Origin of the sequence: Streptomyces sp. CA-251247 (genome assembly GCF_050952975.1) — a bacterium.
GTDB classification, from domain to species: Bacteria; Actinomycetota; Actinomycetes; order Streptomycetales; family Streptomycetaceae; genus Streptomyces; species Streptomyces achmelvichensis.
In genome coordinates this window covers 5,101,449-5,117,497 of record NZ_CP191861.1, presented here as the reverse complement: position 1 = coordinate 5,117,497, position 16,049 = coordinate 5,101,449, and the positions used below count along the sequence as shown (strand labels likewise).

The 16,049-nt window shown below is 71.1% G+C and carries 16 protein-coding genes; 7 read left to right on the top strand and 9 right to left on the bottom strand.

The genetic code is table 11. From position 1 onward, the window contains the following. Window positions 1–32 precede the first annotated feature (32 nt). Together ACQPWZ_RS22740 and ACQPWZ_RS22735 are read right to left on the bottom strand one after the other, a co-directional pair. Window positions 33–1,298: a L,D-transpeptidase gene (locus ACQPWZ_RS22740; protein WP_356701319.1), complete on the bottom strand. Its 1,266-nt coding sequence runs from the start codon at window positions 1,296–1,298 to the stop codon at window positions 33–35. A 208-nt stretch (window positions 1,299–1,506) separates the two neighbouring features. After that, window positions 1,507–1,896: a hypothetical protein gene (locus tag ACQPWZ_RS22735; RefSeq protein ID WP_340474976.1), complete on the bottom strand. Its 390-nt coding sequence runs from the start codon at window positions 1,894–1,896 to the stop codon at window positions 1,507–1,509. 107 nt (window positions 1,897–2,003) lie between these two features. Between ACQPWZ_RS22735 and ACQPWZ_RS22730 the strand changes: the two genes are divergently transcribed. Beyond that, window positions 2,004–2,294 carry a hypothetical protein gene (locus ACQPWZ_RS22730; RefSeq protein WP_313944487.1) on the top strand — a complete coding sequence of 97 codons (291 nt, stop codon included), beginning with the start codon at window positions 2,004–2,006 and terminating at the stop codon, window positions 2,292–2,294. 60 nt (window positions 2,295–2,354) lie between these two features. Here the strand turns inward: ACQPWZ_RS22730 and hutH are convergent, their stop codons facing one another. The 5 genes from hutH to ACQPWZ_RS22705 all read right to left on the bottom strand — a co-directional run bounded on the left by hutH (window position 2,355) and on the right by ACQPWZ_RS22705 (window position 8,367). Continuing rightward, window positions 2,355–3,896: a histidine ammonia-lyase gene (gene hutH, locus ACQPWZ_RS22725; protein WP_340477977.1), complete on the bottom strand. Its 1,542-nt coding sequence runs from the start codon at window positions 3,894–3,896 to the stop codon at window positions 2,355–2,357. 132 nt (window positions 3,897–4,028) lie between these two features. Beyond that, a complete protein-coding gene (locus tag ACQPWZ_RS22720; protein ID WP_340474975.1) occupies window positions 4,029–5,192 on the bottom strand; it encodes a GGDEF domain-containing protein in 1,164 nt (387 codons plus the stop codon). Between the two features lie 62 nt (window positions 5,193–5,254). Further along, on the bottom strand, window positions 5,255–6,049 hold the full coding sequence (locus ACQPWZ_RS22715) for an enoyl-CoA hydratase/isomerase family protein (RefSeq protein WP_433572251.1): 795 nt from the start codon (window positions 6,047–6,049) through the stop codon (window positions 5,255–5,257). A gap of 92 nt (window positions 6,050–6,141) precedes the next feature. Beyond that, window positions 6,142–7,236 carry an adenylate/guanylate cyclase domain-containing protein gene (locus ACQPWZ_RS22710; RefSeq protein ID WP_340477975.1) on the bottom strand — a complete coding sequence of 365 codons (1,095 nt, stop codon included), beginning with the start codon at window positions 7,234–7,236 and terminating at the stop codon, window positions 6,142–6,144. A 273-nt stretch (window positions 7,237–7,509) separates the two neighbouring features. Then, window positions 7,510–8,367, bottom strand: coding sequence for a biotin--[acetyl-CoA-carboxylase] ligase (locus ACQPWZ_RS22705; RefSeq protein WP_340474974.1), 858 nt, complete (start codon window positions 8,365–8,367; stop codon window positions 7,510–7,512). A 109-nt stretch (window positions 8,368–8,476) separates the two neighbouring features. On the opposite strand from ACQPWZ_RS22705, the gene ACQPWZ_RS22700 reads away from it, so the two are divergent. After that, window positions 8,477–10,087: an acyl-CoA carboxylase subunit beta gene (locus tag ACQPWZ_RS22700; RefSeq protein ID WP_340474973.1), complete on the top strand. Its 1,611-nt coding sequence runs from the start codon at window positions 8,477–8,479 to the stop codon at window positions 10,085–10,087. Window positions 10,088–10,101: 14 nt separating this feature from the next. Then, the gene (locus tag ACQPWZ_RS22695) at window positions 10,102–10,308 is read left to right on the top strand and encodes an acyl-CoA carboxylase epsilon subunit (RefSeq protein WP_313944493.1); all 207 of its coding nucleotides are present in this window, start codon (window positions 10,102–10,104) and stop codon (window positions 10,306–10,308) included. 14 nt (window positions 10,309–10,322) lie between these two features. Here the strand turns inward: ACQPWZ_RS22695 and ACQPWZ_RS22690 are convergent, their stop codons facing one another. After that, window positions 10,323–11,597, bottom strand: a complete 1,275-nt coding sequence (locus ACQPWZ_RS22690) for an SGNH/GDSL hydrolase family protein (protein ID WP_433572250.1) — start codon at window positions 11,595–11,597, stop codon at window positions 10,323–10,325. Window positions 11,598–11,811: 214 nt separating this feature from the next. Between ACQPWZ_RS22690 and mmpB the strand changes: the two genes are divergently transcribed. Both mmpB and ACQPWZ_RS22680 read left to right on the top strand, forming a co-directional pair. Beyond that, window positions 11,812–11,940, top strand: coding sequence for a morphogenic membrane protein MmpB (gene mmpB / locus ACQPWZ_RS22685; protein ID WP_313944495.1), 129 nt, complete (start codon window positions 11,812–11,814; stop codon window positions 11,938–11,940). Between the two features lie 20 nt (window positions 11,941–11,960). Further along, window positions 11,961–12,566: a Maf family protein gene (locus ACQPWZ_RS22680; protein ID WP_313944496.1), complete on the top strand. Its 606-nt coding sequence runs from the start codon at window positions 11,961–11,963 to the stop codon at window positions 12,564–12,566. Window positions 12,567–12,718: 152 nt separating this feature from the next. Here the strand turns inward: ACQPWZ_RS22680 and ACQPWZ_RS22675 are convergent, their stop codons facing one another. Next, window positions 12,719–13,177, bottom strand: a complete 459-nt coding sequence (locus tag ACQPWZ_RS22675) for a hypothetical protein (RefSeq protein WP_340474971.1) — start codon at window positions 13,175–13,177, stop codon at window positions 12,719–12,721. A gap of 359 nt (window positions 13,178–13,536) precedes the next feature. On the opposite strand from ACQPWZ_RS22675, the gene ACQPWZ_RS22670 reads away from it, so the two are divergent. Continuing rightward, complete coding sequence (locus tag ACQPWZ_RS22670; RefSeq protein ID WP_340474970.1) at window positions 13,537–15,291, top strand: biotin carboxylase N-terminal domain-containing protein; 1,755 nt, start codon at window positions 13,537–13,539, stop codon at window positions 15,289–15,291. A gap of 141 nt (window positions 15,292–15,432) precedes the next feature. Beyond that, a complete protein-coding gene (locus ACQPWZ_RS22665) occupies window positions 15,433–16,023 on the top strand; it encodes a TetR/AcrR family transcriptional regulator (RefSeq protein WP_356701305.1) in 591 nt (196 codons plus the stop codon). Window positions 16,024–16,049 lie beyond the last annotated feature (26 nt).

Here is a 16,049-nt window from a genome sequence, read left to right as displayed (position 1 = left end):
CCTTCCGCTGTACGGCCCGGAGGCCGGCCGGATCAGGCCGCGGAGCCGGCCTGCCACTCCGCCCAGCTCATGTTCCAGCCGTTGAGGCCGTTGTCGGGCTTGATCGTCTTGTCCTTGGAGTTCTTGACGATCACGATGTCACCGACGATCGAGTTGTCGTACAGCCACGCGGCGGGCTGGTTCGGGTCGCCCGCGCCCTCCACGTCGTTCAGGCCGACGCAGCCGTGGCTGGTGTTGGCGCTGCCGAAGATCGAGTCGGCGCCCCAGTAGTTGCCGTGGATGAAGGTGCCCGACGTGGACAGCCGCATGGCGTGCGGGACGTTCTTGATGTCGTACTCGCCCTTGCCGTCGTCGTCCGTGAAGCCGACGGTCGCGCCGTTCATCCGGGTCTCCTTGAACTTCTCGGAGATCACCATCTGACCGTTGTACGTGGGGTTCTCGGTGGAACCGGCGGAGATCGGGATCGTCTTGACGGTCTTGCCGTCCTGGGTGATCGTCATCGTCTTCGTCGCGGCGTCGACGGTGGAGACCTGGTTGCGGCCGATCTTGAAGGTGACCGTCTTCTGCTGGACGCCGAAGACTCCGTCGGCGCCCTCGACTCCGTCGAGGTTCAGCTTCAGCGTGACGGTCGAGCCCTCCTGCCAGTACTGGTCCGGCCGGAAGTCCAGACGCTGGCCGTTGAACCAGTGACCGACGACCTCCTGGCCGCTGCTCGACTCCACGGTGATACCGGCCTGCACGGCCTTCTTGTCGGTGATCGCCTTGTTGAAGTTGATCGACACCGGCATGCCGACGCCGACGGTGGAACCGTCCTCCGGCGTGAAGTTGCCGATGAAGCTGTTGTCGGGCGAGACCGTGGTGAAGGAGGAGTTCTCGTGGGCCTCCATGCCCTCGGAGTCCTTGGCGGAGGCGGAGATCTTGTACGTGGTGGAGCGCTCGAGCTGATCGTCCGGCTTCCAGCTCTTGCCGTCGGGGGCGAGCGTGCCCTTCACGGCGGCGCCGTCGGCGGTGGTCATCGTGACCTGCGTCAGCGTGCCGTCGCTGACGGTGACCTTGGCGTCGTCGTTGATGCCGGCGTTCGTCGCGCCGTTCTTCGGGGAGATGGCTATTCGGGCCTTGGAGGCGTCCTTCGCGGCCGCCTCGTCGACCTGGGCCTGCGACTTCTTCGAGCCCTCGGCGCTACCGCCCTTGTCGCCGTCGCCGCTACATGCCGACAGCACCAGAACGCCGCCGAGCACCGCGGACGCGACCGTGAGGGCCTTGCGCCGCTTGCTGTCCGTCATCACACGCTTCTCCATCGTTGCCGGATCGCCTGATCGCACTATTGGGGAAAACACCCATTCCGGGTTACCCGGTTCCACATCCCCAACCGATGTGGGGAACACCACTCATCGACGCAGCCGCCGCGGTGGCCGGTTGCAGTCCCGCGGCATGCATCCGGCCGGGCCCCGGCCCGTGGAACCGGGGCCCTGAACGGCCGGTCCGGAAAACTGCCGGTCCAGCAGGCTACGGGCGTCCGCCGCCGGCGTCCACGTCGTCCGATTCCTCGGCGGCGTCGGCATCTTCGTCAGCGGCGTCGTACTCTCCATCTTCCTCGTCGAGGTCCCACTCCTCGGCATCGGGGTCGTAGTCGATCTGCTCGCTGGTCCAGGACGCCTGCGCCAGTTCGACGCCGGGGACGTCGCCGACCAGGTCGAACGGGTCCACGAGATACGCGACGGCCTCGGCCTCGTCCTCGCGCACCGCCGACTCCGCGTGGGCGCGCTCCTCCTCGGGCATGTACTCGTCCGAGGCGATCCGTTCCAGCGCGGCGCCGGTCAGCGATGCGGGTTCCCCGATCTCCAGCACCAATTCCACCCGCAGGCGCACATACCGTGATGTCTCAGAAGTGGTCATACGACGGAGAGTAGGGCTCCCGGCTGCCCGGCTTTCCCACGACCCGCTGCTTTCACTAGCATCAGCGCACCGGCCAATTCGAGGATGCCTCAAGGGGGATCGAGTCCGTGTCCGTCGCACGTCGACCGCTTCTGACCGCCACTGCCGCTGGGACTCTGCTCTGTGCGCTGTGGTTCGTTCCGTCAGCGAATGCCACTGCCGAGCGGGAGGGCGTGGACAGACAGCAGACCGGTGCGGCGGCGACGTCCCAGGACCTGAAACTCGCCGACACGGGCACCTTCGACACCACGCCGTACATCATCGGCGGCACGACGTTCCTGGGGCTCGGCGTGGGCTTCGTGACCTACTCCATACGCCGGAGCGCCACCGGTGCGACCGGCGCAACAACCGCGCTGTGAAAGCCGGGTGACCCGGGGCACCCGCCCCGGGTCACCGTGAGCCTCGTACCGGGCTCGTGGTCAGGCCAGCGGACCCGTCACCGGTTCCACGGCGGCGATGAGCCCGCCGTCGCGGACGAAGGTGTCCGCCGCCTCCAGGTCGGGGGCGAGGAAACGATCCGGCCCGGGCCCCTGCACACCCGCCGCGCGCAGCGCCTCGATGGCGGCCTGTGAGGCGGGCGCGGGGGTCAGACCGTGCCGCAGCTCGATACCGCGGGCGGCCGCGTAGAGCTCGACCGCGATGATCCGGTTCAGGTTGCCGACCGTGGTGCGCAGCTTGCGCGCCGCCGACCAGCCCATGGACACATGGTCCTCCTGCATCGCGGAGGACGGGATCGAGTCGGCGGACGCGGGGACCGCGAGCCGCTTCATCTCGCTGACCAGGGCGGCCTGCGTGTACTGGGCGATCATCAGGCCCGAGTCCACGCCGGCGTCGTCGGCGAGGAACGGCGGCAGCCCGTGGCTGCGGTTCTTGTCGAGCAGCCGGTCGGTGCGGCGCTCGGCGATGGAGCCGAGGTCCGCGGCGACGATGGCCAGGAAGTCGAGGACGTACGCCACGGGCGCGCCGTGGAAGTTGCCGTTGGACTCCACGCGGCCGTCGGGCAGGACGACCGGGTTGTCGACGGCGGAGGCGAGTTCGCGTTCGGCGACCAGGCGGGCGTGCGCGAGCGTGTCCCGCCCGGCGCCCGCGACCTGCGGGGCGCAGCGCACGGAGTAGGCGTCCTGGACCCGGGGCGCCTCGTCGTGCTGGAAGTGGCCGACGAGTCCGGAGCCCTTGAGCACGGCGCTCATGTTGGCGGCGGAGACGCCCTGGCCCGGGTGCGGGCGGATGGCGTGCAGCTCGGGGGCGAGCACCTTGTCGGTGCCGAGGAGCGCCTCCAGCGAGAGCGCGGCGGTGATGTCGGCCGAGGTGTAGAGGCGCTGGAGGTCGGCGAGTGCCATGACCAGCATGCCCAGCATGCCGTCGGTGCCGTTCAGGAGGGCGAGGCCCTCCTTCTCGCGGAGCTCGACGGGTGCGATGCCGTGCTCGGCGAGCAGCTCGCCCGCGGGGCGCAGCACGCCGTCGGGGCCTTCCGCGTCGCCCTCGCCCATGAGGGTCAGGGCGCAGTGGGACAGCGGCGCGAGGTCGCCGGAGCAGCCGAGGGAGCCGTACTCGTGCACGACGGGCGTGATTCCGGCGTTCAGCACGTCCGCCATGGTCTGGGCGACCTCGGGGCGTACGCCGGTGTGCCCGGAGCAGACGGTCTTCAGCCGCAGGAACATCAGCGCGCGAACGACCTCGCGCTCGACGCGCGGGCCCATGCCGGCGGCGTGCGAGCGCACGATGTTGCGCTGGAGCTGGGCACGGAGTTCGTGGCTGATGTGCCGGCTGGCGAGTGCGCCGAAGCCGGTGGAGACCCCGTAGACGGGCTCGGGCTTGGCGGCCAGGGTGTCCACGACGGCGCGGGCGGCGGCGAGGGCGGCCTGTGCCTCGGCGGAGATCTCGATACGGGCGCCCAGGCGGGCCACGGCGACGACGTCATCGGCGGTGGTACCGGACGTCCCCACCACGACGGTATGCATATCCATATTCAGCAGCGTACGGATTGAATCGCAACCTGTCACTACTGGTGGGCGGGTGGGCCCCTTACGCCTCCACGCCCCGCCCGCACCGCGCGCACACCAGCCGGACCGCACGCCTGCACCGGCGAGGACCTACGGCTCGCTCCAGGGCTCCTCGACCTCCTCCGGACGCACCCCCCGGAAGCGGCGGCGGTCCTGGTGCGAGCGCGGCGGGGCGTCCGCCAGGCGCAGCACCGTGCCGTCGCGGCCCGCGACCACCGGCTTCGGCGAGCGGGCCGCCTTCGCCCGGTACTGGGCCGCGTCCGCCAGCCGGAACAGCCGGCGGCCCGAGCGGACGTGCCCGATCGGGTCACCCGTCGAAGCGACCCCGCACGCCACCCCCTCACCGAGCTCCAACTCGGCCGCGCGGACGCAGAGTTCGTCGGCCACGCGGACCACCTCGTCGGACGACGGGCCGACCGTGACGAGGCAGAACTCGTCGCCGCCGAGCCGGGCCGCGAGCGCACCGGGCAGCATGGCGCCGCACAGTGACAGGACCGAACCGAATCGTTCCAGCAGCCGGTCGCCGACCGCGTGGCCGTGCGTGTCGTTGACCCGCTTGAGTCCGTTCAGGTCACACACCACCAGGCTGACGACGGAACCGTCCTCGCGGTGACGCTCCAGGGCCTCATCGAGGCGGGTGTCGACCGCACGGCGGTTGGCGAGACCGGTCAGCGGGTCGGTGAAGGCGAGGCGGCGGACCTCTTCGAGCCGCTCGGTCTGGGCGATCCCGGCGGCGATCACGGAGGCGAGGACGGTCGCGAAGTCGGCGTCGTGACGGTCGAAGACGGCGACGCCGATCGGACGGGCGACATAGAGCTCGCCCCAGGCCCGGCCGTGCAGCACTATCGGCGCCACGACACAGCAGCCCCGTCGGCGCCGGCGCAGGGCGGCCACCCTCTGATGGCAGTAGCCGTGCTCCGGCGTCGCCGGGCCGTCCACGGTCTCCACCCAGGCGTCCGGCTCACCGCCGCCGGCCCACTGCTCGTGCAGGAACTCCGTGATCTCGGGGAAGCGGTTGACGGGATAGGTCTCCGACTCGGGGAACTCCTCCTCGCCGGCGGCCCGTTCACCCGCGTTCACGAGCACCCTGAGCCGCCCGAGCTCCCGCTCCCACACGGACAGCGCCGCGAAGGAGCCCGCCAGCGCGGAACACGCACCCAGCGCCGCCGCACGCCACGACTCGCGCGGGGTGTGCGCGGCAGCCATCGCCTGCGCCAGCGCCACCACCGCTCGCAACCGCCGATCCTCAGCCATCACCCCAGCTTAGGGAGGTTTGGGAGGATTTGATCTGTTGGAGTGGGCCGAGGTTCTCCGGGTCACTCGCCGGGCCACTGCGGCTTCCGCTTCTCGTTGAAGGCGGCGACGCCCTCGGCCCGGTCCCCGGAGAAGGCGACCGAGCGCCAGGCCGCGTCCTCGACCTCCAGTCCGGCGCGCAGATCGAGTCCCTGCCCGAGACGCAGGGCCCGCTTGGCGGCGCGCAGTCCCACCGGCGAGTTCGCGGCGATCCGGGCGGCGAGGGCGAGCGCCTCGGTGCGGGCGTCCTCCGCGAGCTGGTCGACGAGGCCCAACTCCCGGGCCTCCGCCGCCTCTACACGCCGTGCGGAGAACACCAGCTCGGCGGCGCGGGCGGCCCCCACCCGGCGCGGCAGCAGCTGCGTACCGCCGCCGCCGGGGATGACGCCCACGGATACCTCGGGCAGCCCCACGACCGCGGTCGCGTCGGCGACGATCAGATCGCAGGCCAGAGCCAGCTCGAACCCTCCGCCGAGCGCGTATCCGTGCACCGCGGCGACCGTGGGCATCGGCAGTTCCAGCACTCCGGTGTAGGCGGCCCGGGCGGTCGGCCGCTGCCGGACCAGCTCGGCGTCCGAGAAGGAGTTGCGCTCCTTGAGGTCGGCGCCGACGCAGAAGGCGCGGTCGTTCGAGGAGGTGACGACGGTGACGCGGACGTCCCGGTCGGCGGCGAGGGCCTCACAGGCGGCGGCGAGCGAGCGCGCCATCTCGGTGGAGACGGCGTTCATGGCCTTGGGGCGGTCGAGGACGAGCTCGGCGACGTGCTGGTGCGTGCGGACGAGAACGAATTCTCCGAACCGCTGCTCGGACTCGGACATGAGGACCCTCCCGGTTAACGACGGTTCACCGGATCATAGGCCCGCGGCATCTCCGGCCGTGCGGGGCCCGGGGCCCCGGGCCCGGGAGGGGCTCACTGCCGGCGACGGGAGAGCAGCCAGGGCTCGACGACGCCCAGACCACGGACCGGGCGCTGCCACATCGGCTGGAGCGCGAAACGGTACGACAGCGGCTCCCGGCCCTCCTTCTCGGCCTTCGCCGCCTCCTCCGCGGCCTCGGCCTCCGAGGCCGGCGCCTCGCCGGTGCGCACCAGCTCCTCCGCGAACGCCCCGTCCACCAGTACGGCGTCCTTCGGCGCTATCGAGGTGAGCCGGCTCGCCAGATTGACCGTGGTGCCGAAGACATCGCCCATCCGCGTGGTGACCGTGCCGAAAGCGATGCCGACGCGCAGCGCCGGCATCGACTCGTCGTGGGTCATCGTCTCGATGAGCCGCAGGGCGATCTCCGCGGCCGTGCCGGCTTCATCGGCCGCGTAGAGGACCTCGTCACCCAGCGTCTTGATCAGCCGGCCGCCGTGGGCGGCCACCAGGTCGGCGGACGTGGTCTCGAACGCCTCGACCAGCTCGCCCAGTTCCTCTTCCTCCAGCCGTCGCGTCAGCCGGGTGAAGCCGACGAGGTCCGCGAAGCCGACCGCGAGCCTGCGGTCGACCATCTCCTCGTCGTCCGCGGCCTGGACGACCCGTCCGGTGGCCGCGGCCAGCTGTCGTCGCCAGACGTAGATCAGGAACTCCTCCAGCTCCGGCAGGAGCAGCTCCACCAGGGGATACGTGACTTCCGTCCGCGTCATCCCGGGCTCGGGAGGCTCGGTGAGGCCCTCCAGAAAGGAATCGATCTGCCATTCGGCCAGCCGGGCGGTGGTCTGGCCGGTGGAGCGTGCCACCTGGACCGCCATCGGCTCGCTCAGCAGGCCGGCCTCGACGAGACCGGCGAGCCGGCGAAGCGCGAGAACGTCCGCCTCCGTGAGCGCCTTGGCCTGGCCGATGTCCGCGAAGCCCATGGCTCGCCAGAAGCGGGAGGCGAGCTCCATGGAGACGCCCGCGGTACGCGCCGCCTGGAAAGGGGTGTAGCGCCGTTCGGCACCGAGGATCAGCTGTTCCAGCCGGATGGCGAGGGGATCGTCGGTCGGCTCGACCGTGTGGTCGACGGCGTGGTGGGGCGTGGGATGCACTGCCCCGGAACTGCCGGATGCCGCGTTGTCGCCCCCGGCTGCGGACTCGGGGGAATCTGACTCGAAATCGCCCGGCCCGGACCCCCCGGACTCGGAACCGGAGCCGGAATCGTCCGCGCCGGAAGTGGTGTCGTCGACGGTCACCAGCCGCCTCCTGCCCGTTCCCTGCGCACTGTCCTGCCGATCTGTCGCTCGATCGCCTCAACGATACGGCAGGTGTGCCCTGGCTCACGTCCGAGTGGCCCGGCTGGTTCAGCGGCGCGACGCACCGGCTCAGCCGGCCGGCCGCAGGTGCACGATGTCGCCCGCACCGACCGTCTCCCGGGTGCCGTCGCCCGTGGCCAGAACAAGCCGTCCGGCGCCGTCCAGGGCGATGGCCTCGCCGGTCACCGACCGGTCCCCGGGAAGCTCGGCACGGACCCTGCGGCCCAGCGTCGCGCAGCCCGCCGCGTACGCCTCCTGCACCCCCGAGAGGCCCGCGTCGCCGCCCGCCTCGCGCCACTTGCCGTACCACTGCTCCAGGGAGCGCAGGACGGCCCGCAGCAGCGGGTCGCGGTCGGTGGAGACGGCGTTCGCCAGCGCGAGGGAGCCCGCCGACGGCACGGGCAGCTCGTCCTCACGGAGTGTGACATTGATCCCCATGCCGATCACCACACCGCCGTCGCCGGCACGCTCCGCGAGGATCCCGCCGGTCTTGCGTTCCTCGCCACCCACAGTCACCAGGAGGTCGTTGGGCCACTTGAGGGACATGTCCACCCCGGCGGCCCGGCTGAGCCCCGTCGCGACGGCGACTCCGGTGAGCAGCGGGAGCCATCCGTAGCGCTCCACGGGCACCTGAGGGCCGGGGCGCAGCAGCACGGAAAGGAAGAGCCCCGAGCGGGCGGGCGCGGTCCAGCTGCGGTCCAGGCGGCCCCTCCCGGCGGTCTGCTCCTCGGCGACGAGCACGGCCCCTTCCTGCACGGAGCCCGCTTTCGCCGCGAGATCGGAGTTGGTCGACCCGGTGGCGGGCACGATGTCGAACGAGGTCCACAGCCCGCCCGGCTGCAGCAGGGCGCGGCGCAGCGCGGAGGCGTTCAGCGGCGGCCGGTCCAGGTCGGACCAGCGGCTCCCGGGCGCATTCTCAGACGTCATGCAAGCCAGGTTAGGTGTGGTAAACGACGCACTGCCGAACGGTATCCACGCCGATACGCTACGAGTCAGTAGCCAACGACCCCGTGATCAGCCAGGGAGCCGCATCCCGATGTCCGAGCCGGAACAGATCGCCAGCTCCAGCAGTCCCAGCAGCCACACCACCGCGGGAAAGATCGCGGATCTGCAGCGCCGCATCGAGGAGGCGACGCACGCCGGCTCCGCCCGCGCGGTGGAAAAGCAGCATGCCAAGGGCAAGTTGACGGCCCGTGAGCGTGTCGATCTGCTGCTGGACGAGGATTCGTTCGTGGAGTTCGACGAGTTCGCGCGGCACCGCTCCACCAGTTTCGGCCTGGAGGAGACCCGTCCGTACGGTGACGGAGTCGTCACCGGTTACGGCACGGTCGACGGCCGCCCGGTCGCCGTGTTCTCGCAGGACTTCACCGTCTTCGGCGGTGCACTCGGCGAGGTCTACGGCCAGAAGATCATCAAGGTCATGGACTTCGCCCTGAAGACCGGCTGCCCGGTCATCGGGATCAACGACTCCGGCGGCGCCCGTATCCAGGAGGGCGTCAGCGCGCTCGGCATGTACGGCGAGATCTTCCGCCGCAACACCCATGCCTCCGGCGTGATCCCGCAGATCTCGCTGGTCGTCGGACCGTGCGCGGGCGGTGCGGTGTACTCCCCCGCGATCACCGACTTCACGGTGATGGTCGACCAGACCTCGCACATGTTCATCACCGGCCCGGACGTCATCAAGACCGTGACCGGTGAGGACGTCGGCTTCGAGGCCCTCGGCGGCGCCCGTACGCACAACAGCACCTCCGGCGTCGCGCACCACATGGCGGGTGACGAGAAGGACGCCATCGAGTACGTCAAGTCCCTCCTGTCGTACCTGCCGTCCAACAACCTCTCCGAGCCGCCGGCCTTCCCCGAGGAGGCCGATCTCGCGACGAACGACGAGGACCGCGAGCTCGACACCCTGATCCCGGACTCGGCGAACCAGCCGTACGACATGCACACCGTCATCGAACACGTGCTGGACGAGGGCGAGTTCCTGGAGACCCAGGCGATGTTCGCGCCGAACATCCTCACCGGGTTCGGACGGGTCGAGGGCTTCCCGGTGGGCATCGTCGCGAACCAGCCGATGCAGTTCGCCGGCTGCCTCGACATCAACGCCTCCGAGAAGGCCGCGCGCTTCGTGCGCACCTGCGACGCGTTCAACGTGCCGGTGCTGACCTTCGTCGACGTCCCCGGCTTCCTGCCCGGTGTCGACCAGGAGTACGGCGGCATCATCCGCCGCGGCGCCAAGCTGATCTACGCGTACGCGGAGGCCACCGTCCCGCTGATCACGGTGATCACGCGGAAGGCGTTCGGCGGCGCGTACGACGTCATGGGCTCCAAGCACCTGGGCGCCGACCTGAACCTCGCCTGGCCGACCGCGCAGATCGCGGTGATGGGCGCGCAGGGCGCGGTGAACATCCTGCACCGCCGCACGATCGCGGCCGCCGGCGACGAGGCGGCCCAGGAGGCCACCCGCGCCCGGCTGATCGAGGAGTACGAGGACGCACTGCTCAACCCCTACACGGCGGCCGAGCGCGGCTACATCGACGCCGTGGTCATGCCGTCGGACACCCGGTCACAGATCGTGAAGGGACTGCGTCAACTGCGCACCAAGCGGGAAAACCTCCCGCCGAAGAAGCACGGCAACATCCCCCTCTAGGAAGGGACCTGACGATGATCAAGGTCGTACGAGGAAACCCGACCCCCGAGGAGCTGGCCGCCGCCCTGGCGGTGGTCCGGGCCCGCGCCGCGGCGACGGCCTCCGCGCCGGAGGGTGCCGTGGCGCCGGCCGAGCAGTGGTCGGACCCGGCGAGGATCGCCCGCAGCCGCCGTCCGCTGCCCGGCCCGCGGGCGTGGGCCCGCACCTTCTGGCCGGTCTGACCGGGGCTCCCGGCTCACCGGGACCGTGACAGCACCCCGGCTGCCTCCGCCGCCATGCGGAGGTAGCCGGCGTCGTTGGGATGCAGCGCGTCCCCGTGGTCGTAGGCAGGGGCGAGCCGGTCCGGGTCCGCCGGATCGGCCAGCGCCCGGTCGAGATCGACGACGGCGTCGAACTCCCCCGACGTACGGATCCAGTGGTTGACCTCGTCGCTGACCCGGGCCGAGTGCGGCCCCCAGTGGTCGGAGCCCTTCAGCGGCAGCAGCGTCGCGCCCACGACCTCCACCCCGCGGGCGTGGGCCTGCCGTATCAGCTCGCGGTACCCGGCGATCAGCTCGGCCGCCGGCACGACCGGGGCGGGCTTGTAGGTGGGCTGGTCCTCCGCCTCGCTGAAGCCGATGTCGTTCAGGCCCTGGAGCAGGACGACGGTGGAGACGCCGGGCTGGTCGAGGGCGTCCCGGCGGAAGCGCGCGGTGGCCCGCTCGCCGTACCAGGCGGAGTCGTTGAGGACGAGATTGCCGCCGATGCCCGCGTTGAGGACGGGCCGGCCGACGCGTTCGGCGAGGGCGTCGGACCAGCGCCGGTCGGCGCCCGGCGTGGACCCGAAGCCGTCGGTGATGGAGTCGCCGAAGAGCACGATGCCGCCGCCGTGGTCGGGCCGGGCGTCGCCTGCCACCTCGACGCCGGAGAGGTAGTACCAGGACTGCGTGACCTCGGTGAAGCGTGCGCCCGACGTGTCCGCGCGGCGGTCCCCGGCGGCGCGGTAGGTGTCGGTCCAGCCCTGGGCGTGGAAGGTCGCGGGCCCGGTGGTGCCGGCGAAGTACAGCGTCACGGTGACCGGCTCCAGCGATGTCAGCGGCAACCGGGCCGCGTCGCTGCGCAGTTCACCGTGCGCGGGAATCGAGACCGAGCGGCTTCCGCCGAAGGTGAGGGCCCGTACGGAGCCCGGTCGCAGAGCGGCGCCTTCGCCGGCGCGGGCGACGGTGGCACCCGTGAGGCGCAGCGGGGAGGTGCCGTACGCGTTGGACAGCCGGATTCTGATCCGGTCGCCCCCCTCGGTGACACGGACGACCTGGCGGACGGTCTGCCGGGAGAAGCCCTCCTGGGACCAGTTCGGGGTGAAGCCGGTGCTGGGGGCCTGCGGCGAGGCGGCCCAGGCCGCGGTCCAGGGATGGTGGCGGGTGTCGTCGCGGGTGGGCGCCGCGGCCCGGGCGTCCGTGCCGGCGACGAGGCCGAGTCCCACGGCGACGGCGCCGAGCCGGGTGACGGCACGGTACAGATACCGGTGCATGGCGGTGCTCCTTCCCGATCGCGAGCCCTAATGGGTCGAGAGCTCCATTAAGCGATACGGGAACGGTAGCACCATGGAGGGCCTTAATGGAACGGTGGACCCATTTATGGTCCCGGGGGCCGGGGCGGACTATCGCGGTGGGTCCGCCCGTACCCAGACCGTTGAGTACCTGTACTCAGGCGCCGAAGGACCCTCCGGCCGCAGGATCGGAAGCATGCTGTGGTCCGACCCGAAGAACGAGCCCCCCGAGGAACTGCGCCAGACCCAGGCGATGATGCGCCGCGTCGGTCTGGTGCTGGCGTTGGCCATGGTGCTTGCGATGTTTGTGGTCGGCCTGCACTGAGCGCCGCCTACGATGGCGCCATGACCGTCCAAGCCCCCCGCCTTGTTCTGGCCTCCGCCTCCCCCGCCCGGCTGAATCTGCTGCGCCAGGCCGGACTCGCGCCCGAGGTGATCGTCAGCGGTGTCGACGAGGACGCCCTGAGCGCCCCGACCCCCGCCGAACTCGCCCTCGTACTCGCCGAGGCCAAGGCGGCCGTCGTCGCCGCGCGCCCCGAAGCCGCCGGTGCGCTGGTCATCGGCTGCGACTCGGTCCTGGAACTCGGCGGCGAGGCCCTCGGCAAACCCGTCGACGAGGAAGAGGCCACCGCCCGCTGGAAGGCGATGCGCGGTCGCTCGGGCGTACTGCAGACCGGTCACTGCGTCACCGACACCACGACGGGCCGGATCGCCTCCGCCACCGCGTCGACCACGGTCCGCTTCGGCGAACCGACGGACGCCGAGGTCGCCGCGTACGTGGCGAGCGGCGAACCCCTGCACGTGGCGGGCGCGTTCACCCTCGACGGCCGCTCGGCGCCGTTCATCGAGGGGATCGAGGGCGACCACAGCAACGTCATCGGCCTGTCCCTGCCGCTGCTGCGCGGCCTGCTGGCCGAACTGGGCTACTCGATCACGGACCTGTGGGTCTGAACGGACCCCGCACCCTCACCGGCCGGCCCCCGCATCGCCGGGCGCACCGAGCCCTGCCGCGACGGCCGCGGGATGCGGCGCCTGACACCCCCTGACAGGGGCGTGCCGGACCTGACGGATCCCGCCGGTCCTGACAGATCCGCCGGCCGGTGTCAGGCCGGCGCGGCACCGTTCGTCGGCGCCGGCCCGGCCTGCGGCGCCGGCTGCGCGTCACGCGGTGTGCGCTCCCTGCCGAAGGAGACCAGCACCAGCACGATCAGCGCGAGCACGACCATCATGAACGCGAAGGCGGACCAGCCCACCAGACCCACGGTCAGCGCACCGAGCACGCCGTGCGTCACCGCCGCGGTGATCAGCAGGATGCGGCCGAAGCGCCCCGGCGCTCGGTCGCGCACCCCGGCCAGCAGGGCGACGACGGCGCAGGCCGCCAGGTAGAGGCCGAACACGATGCCCATCGCCCAGGTGCCGGTGACCATCGCGTCCGGGTCCATCCCCGCGAGGGACATGTCCTGACCGTCCACGAACGTGGCGAGGATGCCGTTGACGACGACGAAGCCCACGGCCTCCATCAGCAGTACAGCCGCGGCCACCACGGCCACCGTTCTGCGCATCACGGCGCCCCCAACCCTCAGTTACCGGAAGTACGTACGACAGCGCGAACGCTACTAACGGGTAAATGGCAGGACAAGGGTCTCGGCACGCTCGGTCGTCCGGCAAAGAATCATTCGCCCATTCGTAGGGACTCCACAAAGAAACCCGTTCGGCCGCTGGCTCCACGAACAGAGACCTGCGCCACACAAGAGGGCTACTGTGCGAGGAGGAAACCCGTCGTACCGTGGTGCGACTAGGGATTTCGCGACTGGGGCGAGCCTCGAATCACGCTCCGTGTGGGCAAGCTCACCATTGGGGACGGGTCGAAAGGCCGTGTCGGCTGTCCCTAAACTCAGCTTGTTTCAAGGAGGGAGCCATCGTGCGCAAGGTGCTCATCGCCAACCGAGGCGAAATCGCTGTCCGTGTTGCCCGGGCCTGCCGGGACGCCGGGATCGCGAGCGTAGCCGTCTACGCCGATCCGGACCGGGACGCTCTGCACGTCCGCGCGGCAGACGAAGCGTTCGCCCTGGGCGGTGACACTCCGGCAGCCAGCTATCTGGACATGGCCAAGGTCCTTCAGGCCGCGAAGGACTCCGGTGCGGACGCCATCCATCCTGGATACGGCTTCCTGTCCGAGAACGCCGAGTTCGCCCAGGCCGTGCTGGACGCCGGGCTGACCTGGATCGGCCCGCCGCCGCAGGCGATCCGTGACCTCGGCGACAAGGTCGCCGCCCGTCACATCGCGCAGCGCGCCGGTGCTCCGCTGGTGGCCGGCACGCCCGACCCGGTCTCCGGCGCCGACGAGGTCGTCGCGTTCGCCCGGGAGCACGGCCTGCCCATCGCGATCAAGGCCGCCTTCGGCGGCGGTGGCCGCGGTCTGAAGGTCGCCCGCACCCTGGAAGAGGTGCCGGAGCTGTACGACTCCGCGGTTCGCGAGGCGGTCGCCGCCTTCGGCCGCGGCGAGTGCTTCGTCGAGCGCTACCTGGACAAGCCGCGGCACGTGGAGACCCAGTGCCTGGCCGACCAGCACGGCAACGTCGTGGTCGTCTCGACCCGTGACTGCTCGCTCCAGCGCCGCCACCAGAAGCTGGTGGAGGAGGCCCCCGCGCCCTTCCTGACGGACGAGCAGAACGCCGAGCTGTACGCCGCGTCGAAGGCCATCCTCAAGGAGGCCGGCTACGTCGGCGCCGGCACGGTGGAGTTCCTCGTCGGCACCGACGGCACGATCTCCTTCCTGGAGGTCAACACCCGTCTCCAGGTCGAGCACCCGGTCACCGAAGAGGTCACCGGCATCGACCTGGTGCGCGAGATGTTCCGCGTCGCCGACGGCGAGGAGCTCGGCTACGGCGACCCGGAGGTGCGCGGCCACTCCTTCGAGTTCCGCATCAACGGCGAGGACCCGGGCCGCGGCTTCCTGCCCGCCCCCGGCACGGTGACCACCTTCGCCCCGCCCTCCGGCCCCGGTGTCCGCCTGGACGCGGGCGTGGAGTCCGGCAGCGTGATCGGCCCGGCGTGGGACTCCCTGCTGGCCAAGCTGATCGTCTCCGGCGCCAGCCGTGAGCAGGCGCTCCAGCGTGCCGCGCGTGCGCTGGACGAGTTCACCGTGGAGGGCATGGCCACGGCCATCCCGTTCCACCGTGCGGTCGTCCGCGACCCGGCGTTCACGAGCGACCCGTTCCGCGTCCACACCCGCTGGATCGAGACCGAGTTCGTCAACGAGATCCCCGCGTTCGCCGCCCCGGCGGAGGCAGAGGTCGAGGACGAGCCGGGCCGCGAGACGGTCGTCGTCGAGGTCGGCGGGAAGCGCCTCGAAGTGTCGCTGCCGGTCTCCCTCGGCATGTCGCTGGCCCGCACCGGTCTGGCCGCGGGGGCGAAGCCCAAGCGCCGTGCCGCGAAGAAGTCCGCGTCCGCGGCCTCGGGCGACACCCTCGCGTCCCCGATGCAGGGCACGATCGTCAAGATCGCGGTCGAGGAGGGCCAGGAGGTCAAGGAGGGCGACCTGATCGTCGTCCTGGAGGCCATGAAGATGGAGCAGCCCCTGAACGCGCACCGCGCGGGCACCATCAAGGGCCTCGCCGCCGAGGTCGGAGCATCCGTCTCGTCCGGCGCGGCCATCTGCGAGATCAAGGACTGACGTCCGGCGCGTCATGCACAGGTGCGGATCCCGCCCCGCCGAGTCCTCGGACCGGCGGGGCGGTCCCGTATCCGTACCCGGGAAGCCGCCGGCAGCTCGGTGGCATCCTGGAGACCGGTGCGGCCCAGGGAGGACGGCACGATGACCACGAGTACGACAGCGGCCTCGGAACGGCCGATGCGGGCGGATGCGCGCCGGAACTACGAACGGCTGCTCGGCGAGGCCCGTACCGCCTTCGCCGAACACGGCACCGACGCCTCGCTCGAGGAGATCGCCCGCCGGTCGGGGGTCGGTATCGGCACGCTGTACCGGCACTTCCCCAACCGTCACGCGATGATGAACGCGGTCTTCCAGGACGCGCTCGCGTCACTGCTGGAGCGCTCCCGCGAACTGGCCGGCGCGGACCGGCCGTGCACGGCGCTGGTGGAGTGGCTGCGCGCCATCATCACTCATGCGGGTGAGTACCGGGGCCTCTCCAGGGCGCTCATGTCGGCGTCCCACGACCGGAGTTCGGCACTCTCACAGTCCTGTGTGCCGCTGCGCGAGGCGGGCAACGCGCTGTTGGTACGGGCGCAGGAGAGCGGCGCCGTGCGCCCGGACGTCTCGATCGTGGATCTGATGCAGCTGACCAACGCGATCGCGCTGGCCGCGGAGCAGACACCCGACGACCCGGAACTGGCGGACCGGCTCCTGCTGCTCACCCTGAAGGGCCTGCGGCCGGACCGCCCGTAAGGCACCGCACACGGGCGCCGAACACC